A 20,067-nucleotide genomic window follows, 5' to 3' on the forward strand; every position below is an offset into this window, starting at 1 on the left:
ATGGAACTAAATTTGATATCCGTTTTGATGAAAAACGCGAAATATGTGAATTATTCCATCTACTTGGCTGTTTCCCCCAAGCGCGCCTCTTGCCTCATCAACTCGCCTTGATGCGGATTACCTTTGCGGCGATCTTCTCGGCCAGCAGCGTCGGATTGCAGGCGAAAATGCTGTCGGGCCGTCCGGCTGCGCACCAGACCTGATCGTAGGCAAGAAGGCTTTCATCGATGAAGACAGGCAGTTCGACGAGATGACCGATCGGACCGACGCCGCCGATGGCAAAGCCGGTCTCGTCGCGGACCCGGTCGATATCGGCGCGCTTGAGCCGAATTCCGTAAGTTGCTGCTATATGTGCTGTATCGGCATTGTGTGCGCCGGAGACGAGAAGCAGCGTCAGCTGATGCGTATCGGCATTGACGAAGACCAGCGACTTGACGATCTGGCCGACGGCGCATCCGGCCGCCTTGGCGGCTTCTTCCGCCGTTCGCGTCGATTGCTCCATGCGCTTGATCGAGATATCGAGACCGAGATTGCGCGCGGCAAGCTCGACGCGTTCCAGGCTGGAAAGCTTCCTGCTGTCTTCGCTCATAGATCGTCATCCTCCACGTCTAGCTCGATCTGCATCTGATCATAGGCCGGCTCGACATGATCGGGCGTTTCCGCGAGCACGGTTTCATAATCAAGCGGCGTATGCATATGGGTCAAGATAGCACGCTTCGGCCGCAGCCGTTCGATCCAGGCCAGCGATTGCTCCAGCGACAGATGGCTTGGATGGAAGCGGTACTGGAGGGCGTCGATGATCAAGACATCGAGATCCTGGACTCTTTCCACAGATTCCGCCGGGAAGTCACTGATATCACTGCAATAAGCGAGATTGCCGATACGAAAACCCAAGGAGTGGATATCGCCGTGGATCTGCTTGTGCGGCCAGAAGCGGATAGGGCCACCTGCCCCTTCGATCGTGAAGCTTTTCGCCAAAGTTTCAATCAGCACCGGCCGGACGATTGGCGGATAGCTGCTGCCGGGCGGCGTTTCCAGGCAATAGCGGAAGCCCTCGCGAATGCGATCCATCGTCTGCCGGTCGGCATAGATCGGGATGCGCTCATGGGCATTATGGAAGAAGCCGCGAAGATCGTCGATGCCGTGAATATGGTCGGCATGGGCGTGGGTATAAAGTACGGCATCGACGGAACTGACGCCGGCATGGATCATCTGCTCGCGAAAATCCGGGCCTGTATCGATAACGACGGTCGTAATACCGCCATCCGGCGCGATCTGCTCGATCAGGAAAGCCGCACGCGTGCGGCGGTTTTTTGCATTTTTCGGATCACAGGCGCCCCAGTCACCGGTGATGCGCGGCACACCCGGCGACGAGGAACAGCCCAATATGGTGAAGCGCCGCCGGTATGTCACGCCGTCAGACCCTCGTCATCTTCGAGAAGCAGTGGAAGGCATTCGCCGTGGTGATCTCGGCAATCTTTTCCATGCTGACGCCAATCGTCTCGGCCAGCACTTCGGCTGTGTTGACGACATAGGAAGGCTCATTGCGCTTGCCGCGCCAGCGCTTCGGCGCCAGATACGGCGCATCGGTCTCGACGAGCAGCCGGTCATGCGGGATCGTCTTGGCGATGTCGCGCAGCTCTTCCGACTTCGGGAAGGTCAGGATGCCGGAAAAGGAGATATAGCCGCCAAGTTCGACACCCGTCTGGGCAAGGGCAGGGCCGGCCGAGAAGCAATGGAGAATGAAGGGGAAAGCCCCCTTCCCTGTTTCCTCGGTCAGGATCGCGGCCATGTCCTCGTCGGCGCTGCGGCTGTGAATGACGAGCGGCAGCTTGGTTTCGCGGGCAGCCGCGATGTGACGCAGGAAACCGGTCTTCTGGTCTTCCGGCTTCACCGTGTCGTAGAAATAATCGAGCCCCGCCTCGCCGATCGCGACGATCTTCGCATGCTGGTTTGCCAGCCGCACGAGATCTTCCGTCTGGATATCAAGCTCCTGATCGGCGCTGTTCGGATGTGTTCCCACAGAGCAGAAAACCGATGGATAGCGCTCGGTGAGCGCGATCAACCCGTCAAGCTTTCGAACCCTGGTCGAGATCGTGACCATCTGCTTGACGCCCATTTCGTGAGCGCGCGCGACGATCGCGTCGCGCTCTTCCTCGAAGTCGGCAAAATCCAGGTGGCAATGCGTGTCGATCAGCATGGAAAACCTTATTCGACAGTCGGCGCAACATAGCGCGGGAAGACCGGCTTGGGGGCTTCCAGCGGCGTACCGGCAACGAGACGGCCAGCCTCGCCGAGCGCTGCAAAGTCACGCTTGTCTGCGGGGATGGCGATGAGATCCAGCAGCTTCGCGGAGGATTCCGGCATGAAGGGCTGCAGCAGGATACCGATCTGGCGCACGACATCGGCCGTGACGTAAAGCACGGTCGCCATGCGGGCCGGATCGGTCTTCTTCAGCGCCCAGGGCTCCTGGCTTGCGAAATAGCGGTCCGTCTCCGAGACCACGGCGATGATCGACGCCAGAGCACGGTGGATGAGCTGCTTGCCCATATCCTCGCGGGTAGAAGCCAGCAGTGCGTCGGCTTGTGCAATCAGCGCCTTGTCTTCGTCTGTCAGTGGGCCGCATTCGGGGATCTGTCCGTCGCAGTTCTTGACGATCATCGACAGCGAGCGGCTGGCGAGGTTGCCGATACCGTTGGCGAGATCGGAGTTGATGCGTATGCCGATCGCTTCTTCGCTATAGCTTCCGTCCTGGCCGAAGGAAACTTCGCGCAGGAAGAAGTAGCGTACCTGGTCGAGACCGAAGTGGTTCACGAGGTTAACCGGGTCGACGACATTGCCGAGCGACTTCGACATCTTCTCGCCCTTGTTGAGCAGGAAGCCGTGAGCATAGACGCGCTTCGGCAGCGGCAGCTTTGCCGACATCAGGAAGGCCGGCCAGTAGACGGCGTGGAAGCGGATAATGTCCTTGCCGATGATGTGTACGTCAGCCGGCCAGTATTTTGCTCGCGGATTGTTGCGGTCTTCGATGTAGCCGGTGGCGGTTATGTAGTTCGTCAGCGCGTCGACCCAGACATACATGACATGCGACGGGTCGTTCGGCACCTTGATGCCCCAGTCGAAGGTCGTGCGCGAGATCGACAGGTCCTTGAGGCCGGATTTGACGAAGGAAATCACTTCGTTGCGGCGTTCAGCCGGTCCGATGAAGTCAGGGTTCTCTTCATAGAGCTTCAGCAGCCGGTCCTGGTATTCCGAGAGCTTGAAGAAGTAGCTCGCCTCCTCCACCCACTCGACCGGCGTACCTTGCGGTCCGTAGCGCACACCATCGGCGCGCAGCTCGGTCTCGTTTTCCTGGTAGTAGGCTTCGTCGCGAACCGAATACCAGCCGGCATAGGAATCCTTGTAGATGTCGCCGGCATCGGCCATCAGGTTCCAGATGTTCTGCGAGGTCTCGTGGTGCCGCGGCTGCGTCGTGCGGATGAAGTCGTCGTTGGACGCGTTCAGCAGCTTGCCCATGGCCTGGAATTCATCGGAATTGCGGTTGGCGAGCTCCTGTGGCGTCAAGCCCTCGGCCCGCGCCGTCTGCTGCATCTTCTGGCCATGTTCGTCCGTGCCTGTAAGGAAGAAGACGTCGCGCCCGTCCAGTCGCTGGAATCGCGCCATGGCGTCGGTGGCAATCAGCTCGTAGGCGTGGCCGATATGCGGCTTGCCATTAGGATAGGCGATGGCTGTGGTGATGTAGAACGGGGTCTTTTCGGTCATGTCAGGCAGGGATCCGCTTTTACGGTTGCGTCTCTGTTATTCTTGGCTCCGCTCGCTTTAGCGCATGTTTGCCGGGAGCGAAACACCAAGTTTCGCGTGCGCAGCATTCAGCGAGATCGGAGCCGGCCTTCCTTGACAGGGTCCTGCCCCAGCTTTACCCCTTCGATGAACCAGAGCACAGGACCGAAATCACAGTGAATGTCATCGATTTTTTCATGAGCCTGGCTGACGGCTTCACGGGGCCGTCGTTTTGAGTTTCATCGCTTCCTATCAGCCGCTTTATTCCATTTCCGGCTTTTTCGTCGGCATGCTGGTCGGCATCACCGGCGTTGGCGGCGGATCGCTGATGACGCCGTTGCTGGTGCTACTGTTCGGCGTGCATCCGGCAACGGCAGTCGGTACCGACCTGCTCTATGCCGCGATCACCAAGACGGCCGGGACGGCCGTTCACGGCATGCACGGCCGCGTCAACTGGAAGGTCGTTGGTTTCCTGGCTTCAGGCAGCGTCCCAGCGGCCCTGGCCATGCTTTGGATCATGGCGGGCGTCAATCGCGAGAGCCCGGCGGTCGCTCATACCATCACCCTGTCCCTCGGCTGTCTTCTGTTGTTGACGGCGGTCATGCTGATCTTCCGCGGCCAGATACTGGACTCCATACGCAAATGGCGAGGCGAGCGCGGCAAGCTGACCCCGCGTACGATCGCATTGCTGACCATCATTCTCGGCCTTGTGCTCGGCATTCTGGTCACCATGACCTCGGTTGGCGCGGGCGCGCTCGGCGTCACCGTGCTGCTGGTGCTCTATCCGCAGCTCGACGTCCGCGAGATCGTCGGCTCGGACATCGTTCATGCGGTACCGCTCACCTTGATCGGCGGCATGGGATATTGGTTCATCGGCGAGATCAACTGGACGATGCTGTTCGCACTGCTCGTGGGATCGATCCCCGGCATCGTTGCCGGTAGCCTGCTCGCTCCGCGCCTGCACGAGCGCTCCGTGCGTATCATCCTTGCCGTCACGCTGGCCGTTGTCGCCTGGAAGCTTATTTTTCCCTGAAGTAGCTCCAAGCAAAGCGAGAAATTACCAGGAGAGAAGCGATGAGCGACTGGCAACCCTATCTGCGAACCGCATTTCCGCAGCCGACTGATGAAGACAGAACTCGGCTCGAGTATCTCGCAGGCGCGGCCCTGCCCGACGCTTACTGGCGCATGGTAGGTTCACATCAGGGAGAGGTCCTGGATACCGAGCTTGAGCTGGAGGGCGAGGGCGCGATCAATTTCGGCGTCTTGTTGTTGGCCTTGTCTCCTCTCGCCGTTGAAAGGCAAAGCGCATCCTATTGTGTGGAATACTGCTTCGAAGGCATGCAAGACCGCTATCCGGCAGGCCTGTTCCCTTTTGCCGATGATACGGGCGGAAACTACTGGGCTTTCGATTTTCGCACCAATTCAACCGATCCAGCCATTGTCTTCATCGACCATGAAATGGTCGGAGATGCAGGTGTGACCGCAGCATCGGAGAGCTTTGCAGCCTTTATGGCAAGCGCGGGAGCCCCGGGCTTCTAGGCAAACGTCGTACGGGCTCGCCAACGACGATGACAGCCATCGAACTGCGTCTACGTTTGAGCTGGAAGCTCTTCAAAGTTCGACGTAAGTTTCCGGGCAAGTGGACCATTCTTCGCCGCCAGCAGGCTCCATCCCGGCTTTGCCCCGGGTGAGAGAATACCAAACAGTCTGCTATGCAGATAGATGCGAGCCATGGGGCCGTATTGCTCGTGTGTTTTCCATAGAACAACGATATCTGATGGTTGTTTGGCAAATTCAAAAGCCAGATCCTCACGCACGAATTCACGCGGATTCGCGAATGGCATCTCTTCTTTGTCGTGCCACGCAGGCTCTGCCGGTGGTTCGCCTACGTTATAAAGCCAAACGTCCCCGATGATTTCACCATCCGCAGCTAAAAGATAGGCGTAGGCAACGTGGCCATTGTCCTCGAACAAGACGCTGCACCCGGAATCCGGATCACTGATGGAGGTCAACAAGGGCTCTGCGTTTTGCATGCTTCCTCCGCCAATTGAGCTAATGCTTCATGCCGAAAGCTGTTGCTTGAGCTCACCGAGGACTGTCATGAGTGTCTGCTTGCGATCGAGATTGTAGGCTTGCGAGATATTGAGCCGTTCGGTGGTCTCGGAGTGGAGACGGGCCAGCCTTTCCGCCATGCCGAGGTATCCGCCAAATGCGGCAGCCCTTGCGCGTTCGGCGATATCGTCACCGATATGGGATATGAAGAAGCCGAAGATCGTGTCGCTGTCCTTGCTGGAAAGCGCGTCGGCGAGGCGATGCATCGCCTTGCGTGAGGCGGGACCTTCCGCGGAAAGGACCTGCCGGTAGGCTTCGATGATCTCGCCGCCGCCGTAGTTCAGAAGCTTCAGCGCCTCGCTGACACTGCCTTTGGCGGCCGAGAGCAGTTCACTCCCCTGCTCTGCCGGCACGCCGAGATTTGCAAGCGCCCAGCGCAAGATCTCGTCTCCAAGTGGCGCGAGCTTCAATGGCAGGCAGCGCGAACGGATGGTCGGCAGCAGACGGCCAGGCGCATGCGACAGTACGAGGAACAGCGCCCGCTTCGGCGGCTCCTCGAGAATCTTCAGGATGGCGTTGGCGGCGTTGCGGTTGAGATCATCGGCCGGGTCGATGATGACGATCCGCCAGTTGCCGGTGCCCGAGGTTTGCGAAAAGAACTTTCCGGCGCGCCGAACTTCGTCCACCGTAATAGCCGACTTCACCTTGCCGGTCTTGTCGTCCACGGGACGGCTCAGATGCAGCAGATTATGGGATGCGCCGCCGGATATCTGCCGGCTTATGGCGGAGGACGGATCGGGATCTCCGATCGTCTCGGGTGCGGATGCCGGGTCGGGATGGGACAGAACGTGATTGGCAAACCGGAAGGCCAGCGTCGCCTTGCCGACCCCCTCGGGTCCCTCGATCAGCACGGCATGATGGCCTTTGCCGGAGCGATAGGATTGCGCCAGGAAGGCTTCCGCCTCCTCGTGGCCGAAGAGCTTGGTATTGTCCTGTGGAGCGATCGCGCCATCGAGAACGCCGGGCCGATCCTCGCTCATTGCGCCGCTTCCGATCTGGCCGCAGCGATAGTCGCGGCAGGGCCAAGGCGCCTGTCGACGATCGCGGCGATGTCTGCGGCGATCTCGTCTTCCGAGCGCTGGGCGCCGATGACATGGCAGCGCTCCGGCTCGCGTGCGGCGATATCGAGAAAAGCCTCACGGCGTTTCTCATGGGTCTGCATCTCTTCCTTCTCGAAGCGGTCGGGAGCGACGACGGCGGAGGCCCGCTTACGCGCGCGCTCAAGGCCAATCTCGGCGGGAATATCGAGGATCAGCGTGCAGTCAGGGACGACGCCATTCACGGCAACTCTTTGCAGGGCCTCGATATAGTCGGCCTCGAGATTGCCGGTCACGCCCTGATAGACGCGTGAGGAATCCATGAACCTGTCGCAAAGGACGATGGCGCCGCGTGCCAGCGCCGGGCGAATGACTTCCTCGACATGGTCGTTGCGGGCAGCGGCGAAGAGAATCGCTTCCATGCGCGTGCCGAAGATCTCGGCAGCTCCGGACAGCAGCACATGGCGGACAGCCTCGGCACCGGGAGATCCACCTGGCTCGCGTGTCACAAGCACGTCATGACCACGTTCGCGCAATCGCTCGGCCAACCGGCGGATCTGGGTCGATTTACCAGCCCCTTCGCCGCCTTCGAAGCTTACGAATAATCCGTTTGCATCAGCCAATGATCATGTCCTGCACTTTTCGCCTGCCTGTCGCTCGGCATGCGATACGTCTCTTGTTTAACCCAAGACATGCCCGCGTGGAACCGTGCATGTGTCGGCGTCAGGCATTCTATATGGGGTGTGAACAGGGATTTCGCGAGCCGCGCAATCCGTCAGGCCGGCAGAGGCCTGTCCCATAGCCAAGAGAATAGCAGGGATTCGGTCAATTCCATGAAAGCATCGAAGGCACGTCGGCTGAGCGTGCCCTGAGCGATTGATTCTTTTGTATAAAGCGGCAATTCGCGCACCAGCCGCGCGCCCAAGAACACGCGAAGCGTCCCGGCATCATAATCCGCGGCGACGGGCGCTGTCAGCGGCCAGCGATAGACGATTCGCGCCGACAGGCGATCGGGCGTATCCACTGGAACGTAGACATCGACGGGCATCTTCGCCAGCAAGCCTACCGTCGACTGTGCGCCGCCATAGACGCTGGCATCGCCGATGACTTCACCGCCTGCGAAAATGCGCTGGCTCTTGAAATTGCTGAGCCCCCATTCGAGCACGCGGCGGGTTTCCTCGGTGCGCTCCTTGTCGCTCTTGAGCCCACCAAGCGCCAGAAACAGCCGACGGCCGTCACGTTCCACCGATGCGACGATCGAAAATCCTTCGCCATCGGTAAAGCCCAGTCCAAGACCATCGACGCCAATGTTGAGCAGCAGCAATGGGTTCTTGTTGCGTTGGTAGATCTTGTTCCAGGTGAAATCCGGCTGGCCGAAATATTTGTAGAGATCCTGGTGTTTCTGCTGCAGATCCTGCGCCAGCGTTACCAGTTCCCGCATCGAGACCTTGCCGCCGCCGCTGGGGTCGTTGGCGTCCGGCAAGCCGGTGGAATTGGTGAAGGTGGCGCGGGGCATGCCGATCTCGCGCGCCCTCGCCGTCATGCGCCGGGCAAATTCGCGCTCGCTCACCGAAATACCCTCGGCCAGCACGATGCAGCTGTCGTTGGCCTGCTGCACGGCGACGCCCTGAATAAGGTCTCCGACGCGTACGCGGGATTTCAAAGCGGCGAACATCGTCGACGCCCGGGAGGGAGCACCACCGGTCCGCCAGGCATTTTCCGAGACTGGATATTCGGTATCGAGCGAAATCTCCCCTCGCCCGATGGCATCGAAGATGACGTCCAGCGTCATCAGTTTCGCAAGCGATGCTGGCGAGATCGGTTGATCCTCGGCTTTTGCAAGGAGAATGGTGCCTGTCGAGGCCTCGATCATGAATGCCTGTGCGGCTTTCGTATCGAAGGCGCCTGGCGTGGCCGGCTGCGCCAAGGCTACCGCATTGCCGATACCGAGGAGAAAAAGGAACAAAAGAATCAAGCGCTTTGGCATGCCGTCCCCTCAATCCGATCACCTGCCCCATTATTTTAGAGACAGGTAAAGATTCAGGCAATGATGCTGATCAATCAGCCTGCGTGCTGCCCTGATGCTGGCGGCGATAGGCCGAGAGGATCGACTCCTGCGTCAGGCCGTCATTGCGGAGCATGACGGCATCGAAGGCCAAGTCGACATAGACAGTCTTGATGGGCGCATTTTGGTAGGCGGCGACCGCCGAGCCCAGCGACTGGTCGTCCAGGCTTGCCATGCGAGGCGTGAAGTCAGGCCGTTCGCGCGGGATCGGTCCGATCTGCGGCAAAACGATCATGACGGGCTGAGCAGACTCGACTGAAGGCATGGCACCGCCGTTCCACGTCATGGGAGGCGGATTGTTGTTGCGCTTGTCGTTATTGTAAGCTGGCTTGGGCGCATCGGCGAAAGCAGTGGTCGCATAGGGCGACTGACGCGGAATGGGAGCGATGGCCGGCGTAGCATCAAAGCTGCGCACTTCGCGGCTGGCGCGTGTTGGTGTTGGCGTATACGAATCCGGCAGCTGATCGGCGGTCATCCGGCCGGCCGAGGCGACCATCACGCCAGTCGCGATCTGACCGCCGGGATTGATGCTCGGTAGGCGCGAACCCTTCGGAATATAGGATGCCATCAGATAAGGTTCGTCATGGCCGTCCATGCGGGCGCGGCCGACATATTGCACGCGCACGTCGCCGGTGCCGCTGTGCTGGAGATCGAGCAACTGCGCCGTCTTGTTGGAAAGATCGATGATGCGACCGGGATGATAGGGGCCGCGATCGTTGACGCGAACGATGATGGAAGAGCCGGTCTCAACATTGGTAACGCGCGCATAGCTCGGCAACGGAAAGGTCGGATGCGCAGCGGTGAGCGACTGTTGGTCATAAACTTCGCCATTGGCGGTCAGGCGGCCGTGGAATGCCGAGCCGTACCAGGAAGCGATGCCGACCTTGCTATAGCCGAAATCTTCCTTGGGATAATACCACTTGCCCTTCACCTGATACGGATTGCCGACCATGAAACGGCCGCCGCCCTTGGGAACGGGGCCGTTGTTGACGACCCGCGGGCTGGCCTTCACGCCATACTCCTTCTCGGAGAAGTATTCCTTGCCATGCTGGCGCGTCGAAGCAACCTTCTGGGTCGTTCCGCAGGCAGTGATGGTTGCGCACATCAGTGAGAGAGCAAACCAACGCATACCCGTTGCGCATGTCACCGCACGATTTTCGAATTTCATCTGTCCCACGCCGCTACTCATTACTTTGACGGAGGTCTGCAGAACCGGCACATCCCTCATTCCGGTACCCTGCTACGCCTCAATCACCTAACGGTACTTTAATCATGATTGGAGTTTGTCCATTTTGCGATGCAAATTGAGCGCACTGGGGAAATTCTGAAGATCATGGTTAATGCGCAGTAAAGTGCGACTTGTCCGATGTGTTGCCTGGATTGCCGAACAATCCCTACTTCGGATCATCATCAATAATCCCGGATCGTGACAGATGGGAGCGGATTCATACTGTTTGCGGCTTGCAGCCGGACCGGAATAAAACAACCATATCAATCACCTGTATCGAGACGCATCAGTATTTCGTCGTGATAGACATCTCCGACCTTGAGTGCCTCGGTATCCCTGGCCCACGCCTTGAAACCGAAGGATTCGTAAAGGTGGATGGCTGCGCCATTCGATGACACGACGCAGAGGCGTATCGAGCGGCATGTGGTCTTCGCCTCCTTAACCGCGGCCTCCATCAGCAGCCGCGAAAGCCCGGTACCTCGCGCATCAGGCCGAACATACATTCCCCAGATCGACGCGATGTGCTTCATCTTGGCGCCTTTCGATCTGGCAACGGCAATGACGCCGGCAAGTGCGCCGTCTTCCGCGAAGCCGCCGAATACGACGCTGTTTGAGATCATATCTGCGATCTGCGTCTCGGAATATTGCAGCTCCTGCTCATGGGACGCGCCAAAAGCTTCAGGATGGCGCTCCAGCCCCTCCAGGCGGATATCCCTGAAAGCGGGCGCATCACTGCGCTCCAGACGACGTATGCTGAAAAGCTGCATGGGTGTTCCTTTCGTCAACGATCAGTGGGCCATGACACTGGTTATGTGCCGCAGCTTGTCCGGATTGCGCGTGCAATAGATGGCAACGACCTTTTCCTGCTCCACATGCAGTGCGGTCGTCTGCACGACGTCGCCGCCTTCCATCGTAACGAAACCGGGCAAGCCATCGATGATGGCATAATGGATCAATCGTGATGGCTGCGAGAGGAAAATGCGCGCCATCATCTCATGGCGCAGCATGACTGCATCGAGCCCGATCAGCGGCTGCCTTGATGCCGGTACCTTACCGCCGCCATCCGCATAGGCAACGACATCCTCCGAAAGCAGGGCGCGCAATGCGGCCATGTCGCCGGTTCTGGACGCGGTGAAGAATGCGGTGGCAAGCTTGAGGCCTTGCTCCTTGCCGACAGCGAAGCGAGGCCGGGCGTCGAGGATATGTGCCCTCGCCCGGCTCGCGAGCTTGCGGCAGGCGGCTTCTTCGCGGCCGATTGCCAGCGCCACGTCCTCGAAGCCCATGCCGAACACGTCATGCAGCAGGAAGGCCGCACGCTCCAGCGGCGACAGGCGCTCCAACGCCAGCATCAACGGCAGCGTGAGATCGTCGGCTGCATCATCGTCTTCCGGGTCGAAGATCGGCTCTGGCAGCCAAGGTCCGACATAGGTCTCGCGTCGACGCCGGGCGGATTTCAACTCGTTCAGGCAGAGCCTCGTAACGATGGTCCGCAGGAATGCAGCCGGCTCGCGAATCGATTGACGATCCGTCGCGAGCCAGCGCAGCCAGGCTTCCTGCACGATGTCTTCGGCATCGGCGACCGATCCGAGCATCCGGTACGCAAGCCGGACGAGACGCGGGCGCAGCTCTGAGAAGATCGGATCGGCAGGTATCTCGGTCATGAGGTCACAAGAGCGTGTTGCAACGGAGCGGCCAAGACTTGGCGGCCGCGAACGAATTGTAGCGTCGTCAGCGCGACGCGTCGCCCCAGATAACGCGCAGTCGCGAGATCGGATTCGGGTGGTGCTGTCTCAGGACCCTCATCGGTATTTGCCTGGGCACCGGCGCCGAGCCAGAAGCCAAGCCGGTTCATATCCGCTTCCGAGCCCGTTGACGAGCAGTTGGCCGGCGGCAGGTCGAGACCGACCCAATGCATACCGTGCTGCGCGGCAAAGATTGCCAGCTGGATCAGGGTCGAAAGCTTGTCACCGGAGCGGGACCCCGAGGTGGTGAAACCGGCGGCGATCTTGTCCTTCCAGAGAAAGCCCTTGGCAAGGACGGCGGTCGAGGTCGCCTCCTCGAAGGCTTTGAACGCGGCCGAAACGGAGCCCATGTAGGTTGGCGAACCGAAGATGATCGCTTGCGCGGCATGGAGATCCTCCCAATGTCGCTCCACTTTGTCCACGCTCAACAGCATGGCCTCGACACCGTCGACCTGCTCGACCCCTGCCCTGACGGCTTCGGCCTGGCGACCGGTGTGCCCATAGCCGGTGTGATAGACGATTGCGATGCGCTGGCGAACCATTGTTATCTCCTTCGAAAATGGCGTTGCGAAGGATAGGACAAGGCAGGGATGCCATCTGTGACATGCCCTGCCCTTTTTTCTTCCTGGCATCGGCTTGGTGGCCGGCTGCGCCTATTTCTGCCGATAGAGGATCATGCCGCCGTGATGCAGCACGCCGTCGATGAATGTTCCATCGGCGGTAAAGCCGGTATCGTCCCAATAGTCGATATGATTGCCGCGAACCTCGTAGCGTCCCTGATAGGCGCTCTCCCGCTTGCCGCGTGCTTCGTCGTAACGGCCGTTCGCAAGCAGGTGATGGCGGACATGGCCATCGCCCGTGATCCACATGCCGACATAGGGGTGGTTTTCTGAGGGGCGGGTAACAGTGTTTTGCTCGATACTCATCTGAGCTAGACCTTTCTCTGTGGTTAGGATAGCCGCGCCGGCGAAAAGTCCGGCTGCGGCAAGAAGCGAAACTTGCTTCATTGATTGCGCGTGGGGCGGATGACGATCTCGTTGACGTCGACATCGTCAGGCTGCTCGATGGCGAAGCGCACGGCCCGGCCGATCGCATCCGGCTGCAGCGCTATGGCGCGGTAGGTCTTCATGGCTTCCACCGCCACCGGATCGGTGATCGTGCTGGCAAGCTCGCTCTCGACCACACCGGGATGGATGCAGGTGACGCGGAGCTTGTCGTTTTCCTGCCGCAAGCCATCGGAGATTGCCCGCACCGCATATTTGGTGGCGCAGTAGACGGCGGCCGTGGGCGAGACGGCGAGCGCGCCGATGGAGGCGATGTTGATGATATGGCCGGAGCCCCGGGCCTTCATCTCAGGCAATACGGCGGCGATGCCGTAGAGCACGCCCTTGATGTTGACATCGACCATCTGATCCCACTCCTCGACCTTCAGCGAGGCCATGAGCGACAGGGGCATGACGCCGGCATTGTTGACGATCACGTCGACGCGACCAAAGCCCTGGCGTGCGGCCTCGGCAAAAGCGGCGACGTCGGCGCGATCCGTCACATCAAGGCGGCGCGTCATCGCTTCGCCGCCGCTTTCCCTGATTTCGTTTGCCAGCGCTTCCAGACGATCTGTGCGGCGCGCGCCGAGCATCACCTTCGCGCCCGCTGCGCCGAGTTCCCGGGCAATCCCGACGCCGATGCCGCTCGAAGCTCCGGTTATGAGGACGACTTTATTGAGGGACATGTTCATTTCCTTCCTGGTTGATCTTCAAACCGCTCTGCAGCAGTTGTCAGGAAGGTAGATCCAGCGCATTGTTGTGATAAGACGCCAAGTCATTGCCAATATGGAAAGTTTTACTAACCAATGGAACCGGATCTCAATGCTCTCGCCGTCTTCGCACTCGTCGCCGAAGAGCGGAGTTTCCGTGCGGCTGCCGACCGTATGGGTGTTACCCGATCAGCGGTCAGCCAAACGATCCGACGGTTGGAGGAAACGCTGGGAATAGCACTGGTGCTGCGTACGACCCGCAGCGTGAGCCTCACCGAGGCGGGCGAGCGCCTCTATGGCGAAGTCGCACCCGCAATTGCGGACATGCGTGTCGCCGTGGAAGCCACCGGAAATTTGCGTGGGCCCGCGCGCGGCCAGCTGAGGCTGGCGGTCTCATCGATTGCCGAACGCTTTCTGTCCGGGCCGTTCCTCGCCAGCTTTGCCGAGGCCAATCCCGAGGTTCAGATCGATGTCACCGTGACGGACGAGGAGTTCGACATCGTTGCGGAAGGATACGATGCGGGCGTCAGGCTTGGCGAAGTCATCGAGCAGGACATGATCGCGGTTCCCGTGGCCGGCGACGAACGGCAGCTCGCAGTCTGTTCGCCAGGATATCTGCAGCGCGTTGGCGCGCCTTCGCATCCGAGCGAGCTGGCCGCTCATCGCTGTATCGGCTGGCGCTCGGCACCGAAGGTCGCCCCATATCGCTGGGAATTTGCCGAAGGCAGCAAGGAGTTCAGCGTGGCGGTCGCGCCGGAGATCACCACCAACGACATGGCGTTGATGACAAAGCTTGCCATAGCCGGGGCTGGAATCACATTCGGCATGGAGGAGAGCTTCCGTCCATTTATCGATCGAGGCGAGCTCGTGCCCATCCTCGAACGCTTCTGCCCACGTTTTGCTGGTTTCTACCTCTATTACTCCAGCCGCCGCCACTTGGCCCCGAAATTGCGAGCCCTTGTCGACCACCTGCGTGCCTTGAGGTAGTGCTGGCGATCCGGCAGAAATGAAACGGCCCAGCCGCTGGAGACGGCTGAGCCACCTTTGCCAGGTCAGGGGTCAAATCTGACTGAAGCACCCTAGTAATAAGTTAAGCTTAGTTTTTGTCAATCGCGACCAGTGCGGTAGTTGCTTGTCGGCGCGGGCAATCCCTCCAATCACGCATTTTGATGTTTCGGTTGAGCATTTATCGAACCGATATCGATCATGTCACTTGAGCAAGCGCGTCCAGATCGACAAAATACGCGGATGTTGTTCAAAGCCGCTCTCCTGAACTTGATCGCGGATGGTTCCGTCACGCTTGCCTTCCGACACTGGCGCCGGCCAACGGTGCGGGCGGGAGGCACGCTGCGGACGGCCATTGGTGTGCTGCTGATCGAAGCCGTAGAGGCGGTGCGGGCCGAAGACCTCACAGAGGATGATGCGCGTCGATCCGGCTTTGTGAGCCGCGATGCGCTTCTCAAAAGTGTGGTGCCTCGTGGCGAGGGAGCACTCTACCGTATCGCCTTCAGCCGCTTGGGAGACGACCCGCGCGAAGCTCTGCGCCTCGAAGATTGCCTCGATGACATAGACTTGGCGGACCTGACGGCCAGCTTGGCGCGGCTTGATCGCGACCGTCCCTGGACCGCCGCTGTCCTCCGCCTGATCGGACAGCGTGATGGGACCACGGCGGTCGAGATCGCCGCAGCCATTCGTCTCGAAAAGCCCGTCGTCAAACGGCGCATCCGGCAGCTAAAGGAGCTGGGCCTCACGGAAAGCCTGTCATCCGGCTATCGCCTGTCGCCCAGAGGGCGGGCGGCGCTACCATCATTGCCAAAGCGTGTCAGTTCCGAGGAAGATGATTGAGGGTTCTGGAGAAGATTCGAACCAGCTTTTGGCTGCAGCTCTGGTCGTTAACACGTTACAGCGGCTCGCCGCGCCGAGGTACAATCGAAGGCGTATGGCGGAAGAGGTGGGATTCGAACCCACGGTACGGTTTCCCGCACGCCGGTTTTCAAGACCGGTTCCTTAAACCACTCGGACACTCTTCCTGTCACGGCGGCATGCGCCTTGTATAAAGTGGTTGGCTGGCTTTACAGCTATTCGGGCCGAAGCGTCAACCGGGCTGCCGTGCATCTTTGGTGATCGGGCAGCCTTGTGTGAAGGATTTGGCATCGACTATCCGGAAGGACATTGCCTCGCCCATGACATTTGACGATCAACCTTTGTCTCTCGGTCAAAAACCGTTGGCCGGCCCTGCCCTTGCCGCCTTCTTTGCCCGCGATGCCGTTGTTGTCGCATCGGATCTGATCGGAGCGCGGTTTACGGTTTCGGGTATCGGCGGCCGTATCGTCGAGACGGAGGCCTATCGGCCTGATGACGAGGCTTCGCACGCCTATCGCGGCCCTACCCCGCGCAACGCCGCCATGTTCGGTCCGCCGGGCCGCGTCTATATCTACCGCTCCTATGGTATTCACTGGTGCATAAACTTCGTCTGCCTTACCGGAAGCGCCGTGCTCATTCGGGCGCTGGAGCCGGAAACGGGTATCGAGGAGATGATACGGCGGCGCGGCATGGCCAATATCATCTCGCTGTGCAATGGCCCGGGAAAGCTCTCGCAGGCGCTGGCCATCGATATCGGTCTCAACGCTTTGTCGCTCGATGAGACGCCTTTTGCCTTTTTCCTTGCCGAACCAGTCGCGGTCGTGTCGGGCAAGCGCATTGGGATCACCAAGAATGTCGATCCGCTCTGGCGTTTCGGCGCGGCGGGCTCCCGCTTCGTCAGCCGCCGCTTCCCCTGATTGAATAAAAATGACCGCCGGGGTGGTGCCCGGCGGCCATATGGCCACGCAGTGAAACTGGAAAGACTGCGCGGCTATTCCATGGCGACGCTATGATCGACGACCGGCGGCGCCTTTGGTTTGCGCAGGAGAACCAGCAGCGGTATGGCGCAGATCGACATCAGCATCAGCAGCTTGAAATCGTCTATATAGGCAATGATGGTCGCCTGCGTGGTGATCATGCCGTCAAGCGTGGCGCGTCCCACAGCCGTCAGCGGACTGATACCCTGGGCAGCCGTTGCGTCGAAGTAACGGTTGAATGGCGTGACATAGGCGGCAATATTCGCATGGTTGACCTGCGTGTTCTCCGTGATCAGCATCGAGACGACCGAAATGCCGACGCTCGAGCCGATATTACGCGAGAGATTGTAGAGGCCGGTGCCCTCGCCGCGCATCTGCGCAGGCAACGTCGCAAACGCGATCGTCGTCAGCGGCACGAAGAGGAAGCCAAGGCCGGCACCCTGGACGAAGCCGACCGAAATCAGCGTCCACTGCGAAACATCGGGCGTCCAGCCGGTCATGTCGTACATGGCCCATGCGGTCAGGGCGAGACCGATGAACAGCAGGAAGCGCGTATCCACCTTGCCGATCAGCCGTCCCACAAGGAACATGCAGAACATCGTGCCGAGGCCGCGTGGCCCCATGACGATGCCGGCAGTGACCACGGGATAGCCCATCAGCGTTTGCAGATAGGGTGTCATCAGGGCGAGCGAAGCCAGATAGGTCACACCGACGATGAAGATGAACAGCATGCTGACGGCAAAATTCTGGTCGAGAAACAACCTCGGATTGACGAAACTTCGTTCGGCCGTGAACGTATGCACGATAAAAAGATAGAAGGCGCAGACGCAAACGAGCGCCTCGATGATGATCTCGCTCGAATAGAACCAGTCCAGCTGTTCGCCGCGATCGAGAAAGAGCTGCAGCGCGGCAATGGCGGTCGACAGCATGCCGAAGCCGAACAGATCCAGCTTGGCGAGAGCATCGAGCTTGGTCTCGGTCACGTAGACAACGATGCCGAAGAAGGCGAGCGCGCCGATCGGCACGTTGATGTAAAACACCCAGCGCCAGCTGATATTGTCCGTCAGCCAGCCGCCGATCACAGGGCCGAGCACAGGGCCGACCATGACCGAGACGCCGAACAATGCCATGGCGCGGCCGCGCTCCTCGACATTGTAGATATCGAGAAGAATGCCCTGCGACAGCGGCACCAGGGCAGCGCCGAAAAGGCCTTGCAACAGGCGGAATCCGACGATTTGGTTCAAGGATTCCGAGAGGCCGCACAGAACGGAGGCGGCGACAAACCCGGCGATCGCCACCAGCAGCACGCGCTTGCGGCCAAACTTCGCCGAGAGGAAACCGGACGGCGGCGTCATGATGGCTGCAGCGACGATGTAGGAGGTCAGCACCCAGTTGATCTGGTCGGCGCTGGCCGAAACGTCGCCCTGGATATGCGGCAGGGCAACGTTGGCGATGGTGGTGTCCAACGCCTGCATGATGACAGACAGGATCACGCAGGCGGTAATCGCGCCACGATTGGCGATCGGCGCCGATGGCGAAGCGGTGGTAGCGTTACTCATGGTCCTGACCGCGGGAATGGCCCAGCAGATTGCTGATGAAATCGGGCAGGCCGCGGGCATGGCCGGTGTCGACACCAGCGACGACGCTCATTCCGACGCGCAGCGGCGGCTTGCCCTGCGTATCGTCGATATTGATTATCATCGGGATGCGCTGCACGACCTTGACCCAGTTGCCGGTCGTGTTCTGTGCGGGCAGCAGCGAGAAGCTGGAGCCGGATGCCGGCGCGATGCTGGCGACCGTGCCCTTCCAGGTTACGCCCGGATAGGCATCGACGGAGATGTCGACCTTCTGGCCGGTTCGCACGTAGGTCAGCTCGGTTTCCTTCGGGCTGGCATTGACCCACATATGCGTGGTCGAGACCAGCGAGAAGCCCTGCTGAGCGGCTGTCAGATAGGCGCCGACCTGCAGTGAGGGAACATTGGCGGTGACGCCGTCGAATGGAGCCCGTACCACAGTGTCGTCGAGCTCGCGCTGTGCATTGTCGACCGCAGCCTTGGCCTGCAGGTAGAGCGGGTTCTGTTCCGGAGGCAGATCGGCAGTACCGTCGCCACCCAACTGCGCGAGTGTCGCGGCAGCCTGCGCCTGCGCTACCGTGACCTTCTGCTGGGCAGCGGTGAGATTTTGCTTGGCCTGGTCAAAGGCCGCCTTCGAAGCGACCGAGCTGTTGATCAGATTTTGCTGACGCTCCAGCTCTGTCTGGTAGTAAGGGATGTCGGCCTGCGCCTGTGCGATCTCGGCTACGGATTGCTTGTAGCTCGCCTGCAGGTTCAGGATCTGGTTTCTGGCGTTGCCGAGCTGTGCCTGCGCACCTTCCAGCGCGATTCGGAAGGAATCGGGTTTGAGGCGGAAAAGCACCTGCCCCTTCCTTACCACTTCGTTCTCGTGGACGTCGACCGAAATCACCGTGCCGGAAACGTCGGTGGAAACCCCGACCATGTCTGCCTGAATATAGGCATTGTCCGTGGACATGATCTGTCCGCCGGTAACGTAATAGTAGCCACCGATAACGAGAGCGACCGGCAGCAGCGCAAACAGGATCGGGCGCGTCGGGCTGCGCCGCTTGCGCGGCGTTTCAGGCGGCGTGACCGGAGCCGCCGCGGCGGCGGTCGCTGCGGGCTGTGGTGCCGGGTTGGAAGATGGCGCCTCGGCTACGGGAGCTTGAATTTGTTCCGAGGAGTTTGCGTTTGCGGGTACGCGAAGCGGAGAGGATGCGTCAGCCATGTTGGATCTCTTTGTCGACTGCCTTCGAGCGGCAGGCGTTGAGCAGGTTCGATTTCATAAGGGTAAGCAATTCATAGAGGCGTTCGTGATCTTCCTGGGGCACTCCGTCGAGCGCCTCCCTGCGGGTCTGGTCGCCTATGCTGCGCATCGTGTCCATCAGCGGCCGAGCCTCGTCGCGCATGTAGAGGAGCCAGCTGCGTCGATCGTTGGGATGTTGCCGGCGCTCCACGAAACCGCGTTCGCTCAGCTTGTCCAGGATGCGGACCAGGGTTATCGGTTCGATCTCCAGGATTTCCGCCAATCCGGCCTGATGGATACCTTCGTTGTTTGCGAGATAGGCCAGCGTCTGCCACTGCGAACGCGTGAGCCCCAAATCCTTTGCGCGCTGCTCGAACCTCTTTCGAAGAAGCCGGGCAACGTCATGGAGGAGAAAGCCGAGAGTGGGTGTCGAGTTCATTTTATAGCAAGCCTGCTATTCATAAGCAACCTTATAATTACTGCTACGTATAGTAAGCGTCCACTCGATACAAGAGGGCGAGCGCTCAAGAAGTGGCGATGGTCGAAGATGTCGCAGGGGTGTCGCAAAGATGTCGCAGTCGATCCGCGCGCCCATTTCACGCCGAAAAGCACAACGTCAAATGGGACGGACTCATCGCTAAGAGCACCGCATAATTGAAAAGGCGCGGACGATTTGTCCGCGCCTTTTCGGCAGTTTCACAAACGGGATTG

The 20,067-nt window shown here is 60.0% G+C and carries 22 protein-coding genes and 1 tRNA gene; 5 read left to right on the top strand and 18 right to left on the bottom strand.

Annotation, left to right across the window (positions count from 1 at the left end; translation table 11 throughout):
* Positions 1–97: 97 nt before the first annotated feature.
* From A6U86_RS04920 to metG, 4 genes are read right to left on the bottom strand one after another with little or no spacing between them, the layout of a single operon-like run.
* Positions 98–589 (bottom strand): YbaK/EbsC family protein, encoded by a 492-nt coding sequence (locus tag A6U86_RS04920; protein ID WP_068386666.1) that lies wholly within the window; start codon positions 587–589, stop codon positions 98–100.
* Entirely contained in the window at positions 586–1,413 is an 828-nt protein-coding gene (locus tag A6U86_RS04925; RefSeq protein WP_068386667.1) for an MBL fold metallo-hydrolase, read from the bottom strand. Before A6U86_RS04925 ends, A6U86_RS04920 begins: the two co-directional genes overlap by 4 nt.
* A gap of 4 nt (positions 1,414–1,417) precedes the next feature.
* Entirely contained in the window at positions 1,418–2,200 is a 783-nt protein-coding gene (locus tag A6U86_RS04930) for a TatD family hydrolase (RefSeq protein ID WP_068386669.1), read from the bottom strand.
* 8 nt (positions 2,201–2,208) lie between these two features.
* A complete protein-coding gene (metG, locus tag A6U86_RS04935; RefSeq protein ID WP_068386672.1) occupies positions 2,209–3,762 on the bottom strand; it encodes a methionine--tRNA ligase in 1,554 nt (517 codons plus the stop codon).
* 250 nt (positions 3,763–4,012) lie between these two features.
* Here metG and A6U86_RS04945 point away from each other — a divergent pair, with 250 nt between their 5' ends.
* A complete protein-coding gene (locus A6U86_RS04945; protein WP_083196719.1) occupies positions 4,013–4,813 on the top strand; it encodes a sulfite exporter TauE/SafE family protein in 801 nt (266 codons plus the stop codon).
* A gap of 41 nt (positions 4,814–4,854) precedes the next feature.
* A complete protein-coding gene (locus A6U86_RS04950; protein WP_068386678.1) occupies positions 4,855–5,319 on the top strand; it encodes an SMI1/KNR4 family protein in 465 nt (154 codons plus the stop codon).
* Positions 5,320–5,369: 50 nt separating this feature from the next.
* Here A6U86_RS04950 and A6U86_RS04955 read toward each other — a convergent pair whose 3' ends face one another.
* The 10 genes from A6U86_RS04955 to A6U86_RS05000 all read right to left on the bottom strand — a co-directional run bounded on the left by A6U86_RS04955 (position 5,370) and on the right by A6U86_RS05000 (position 13,693).
* Positions 5,370–5,813: a hypothetical protein gene (locus A6U86_RS04955; RefSeq protein ID WP_068386681.1), complete on the bottom strand. Its 444-nt coding sequence runs from the start codon at positions 5,811–5,813 to the stop codon at positions 5,370–5,372.
* 27 nt (positions 5,814–5,840) lie between these two features.
* The gene (locus tag A6U86_RS04960; RefSeq protein ID WP_068386683.1) at positions 5,841–6,872 is read right to left on the bottom strand and encodes a DNA polymerase III subunit delta'; all 1,032 of its coding nucleotides are present in this window, start codon (positions 6,870–6,872) and stop codon (positions 5,841–5,843) included.
* Positions 6,869–7,552, bottom strand: coding sequence for a dTMP kinase (gene tmk / locus A6U86_RS04965; protein WP_068386685.1), 684 nt, complete (start codon positions 7,550–7,552; stop codon positions 6,869–6,871). The genes A6U86_RS04960 and tmk overlap by 4 nt, the downstream gene beginning before the upstream one ends.
* A 152-nt stretch (positions 7,553–7,704) precedes the next feature.
* Positions 7,705–8,916, bottom strand: a complete 1,212-nt coding sequence (locus A6U86_RS04970) for a D-alanyl-D-alanine carboxypeptidase family protein (protein ID WP_068386688.1) — start codon at positions 8,914–8,916, stop codon at positions 7,705–7,707.
* Positions 8,917–8,986: 70 nt separating this feature from the next.
* Entirely contained in the window at positions 8,987–10,162 is a 1,176-nt protein-coding gene (locus A6U86_RS04975; RefSeq protein WP_068386691.1) for a septal ring lytic transglycosylase RlpA family protein, read from the bottom strand.
* A 323-nt stretch (positions 10,163–10,485) separates the two neighbouring features.
* Positions 10,486–10,989: a GNAT family N-acetyltransferase gene (locus tag A6U86_RS04980; protein WP_068386694.1), complete on the bottom strand. Its 504-nt coding sequence runs from the start codon at positions 10,987–10,989 to the stop codon at positions 10,486–10,488.
* A gap of 21 nt (positions 10,990–11,010) precedes the next feature.
* Complete coding sequence (locus A6U86_RS04985; RefSeq protein WP_068386697.1) at positions 11,011–11,883, bottom strand: sigma-70 family RNA polymerase sigma factor; 873 nt, start codon at positions 11,881–11,883, stop codon at positions 11,011–11,013.
* The gene (locus A6U86_RS04990) at positions 11,880–12,506 is read right to left on the bottom strand and encodes a flavodoxin family protein (protein WP_068386700.1); all 627 of its coding nucleotides are present in this window, start codon (positions 12,504–12,506) and stop codon (positions 11,880–11,882) included. The genes A6U86_RS04985 and A6U86_RS04990 overlap by 4 nt, the downstream gene beginning before the upstream one ends.
* Positions 12,507–12,617: 111 nt before the next feature.
* The gene (locus tag A6U86_RS04995; RefSeq protein ID WP_083196739.1) at positions 12,618–12,890 is read right to left on the bottom strand and encodes an Atu4866 domain-containing protein; all 273 of its coding nucleotides are present in this window, start codon (positions 12,888–12,890) and stop codon (positions 12,618–12,620) included.
* 77 nt (positions 12,891–12,967) lie between these two features.
* Positions 12,968–13,693, bottom strand: a complete 726-nt coding sequence (locus tag A6U86_RS05000; protein ID WP_068387921.1) for an SDR family oxidoreductase — start codon at positions 13,691–13,693, stop codon at positions 12,968–12,970.
* A gap of 120 nt (positions 13,694–13,813) precedes the next feature.
* On the opposite strand from A6U86_RS05000, the gene A6U86_RS05005 reads away from it, so the two are divergent.
* Together A6U86_RS05005 and A6U86_RS05010 are read left to right on the top strand one after the other, a co-directional pair.
* Complete coding sequence (locus tag A6U86_RS05005) at positions 13,814–14,704, top strand: LysR family transcriptional regulator (RefSeq protein ID WP_068386705.1); 891 nt, start codon at positions 13,814–13,816, stop codon at positions 14,702–14,704.
* A 261-nt stretch (positions 14,705–14,965) separates the two neighbouring features.
* Complete coding sequence (locus A6U86_RS05010; RefSeq protein ID WP_068386708.1) at positions 14,966–15,562, top strand: MarR family transcriptional regulator; 597 nt, start codon at positions 14,966–14,968, stop codon at positions 15,560–15,562.
* Between the two features lie 95 nt (positions 15,563–15,657).
* Here the strand turns inward: A6U86_RS05010 and A6U86_RS05015 are convergent.
* Positions 15,658–15,747, bottom strand: a tRNA-Ser gene (locus tag A6U86_RS05015).
* Positions 15,748–15,900: 153 nt separating this feature from the next.
* Here A6U86_RS05015 and A6U86_RS05020 point away from each other — a divergent pair.
* Entirely contained in the window at positions 15,901–16,497 is a 597-nt protein-coding gene (locus tag A6U86_RS05020) for a DNA-3-methyladenine glycosylase (protein WP_068386711.1), read from the top strand.
* A gap of 74 nt (positions 16,498–16,571) precedes the next feature.
* On the opposite strand, the gene A6U86_RS05025 is transcribed toward A6U86_RS05020, so the two are convergent.
* The 3 genes from A6U86_RS05025 to A6U86_RS05035 are packed head-to-tail and all read right to left on the bottom strand — an operon-like array spanning position 16,572 to position 19,795.
* Positions 16,572–18,116 carry a DHA2 family efflux MFS transporter permease subunit gene (locus A6U86_RS05025; RefSeq protein ID WP_068386714.1) on the bottom strand — a complete coding sequence of 515 codons (1,545 nt, stop codon included), beginning with the start codon at positions 18,114–18,116 and terminating at the stop codon, positions 16,572–16,574.
* Complete coding sequence (locus tag A6U86_RS05030) at positions 18,109–19,338, bottom strand: HlyD family secretion protein (RefSeq protein WP_068386719.1); 1,230 nt, start codon at positions 19,336–19,338, stop codon at positions 18,109–18,111. The genes A6U86_RS05025 and A6U86_RS05030 overlap by 8 nt, the downstream gene beginning before the upstream one ends.
* Positions 19,331–19,795 (bottom strand): MarR family winged helix-turn-helix transcriptional regulator, encoded by a 465-nt coding sequence (locus A6U86_RS05035; protein ID WP_068386723.1) that lies wholly within the window; start codon positions 19,793–19,795, stop codon positions 19,331–19,333. The genes A6U86_RS05030 and A6U86_RS05035 overlap by 8 nt, the downstream gene beginning before the upstream one ends.
* Between the last annotated feature and the right edge of the window lie 272 nt (positions 19,796–20,067).

The sequence above is a fragment of the Rhizobium sp. AC27/96 genome (assembly GCF_001692325.1).
In the GTDB taxonomy this organism is placed as follows: domain Bacteria; phylum Pseudomonadota; class Alphaproteobacteria; order Rhizobiales; family Rhizobiaceae; genus Rhizobium.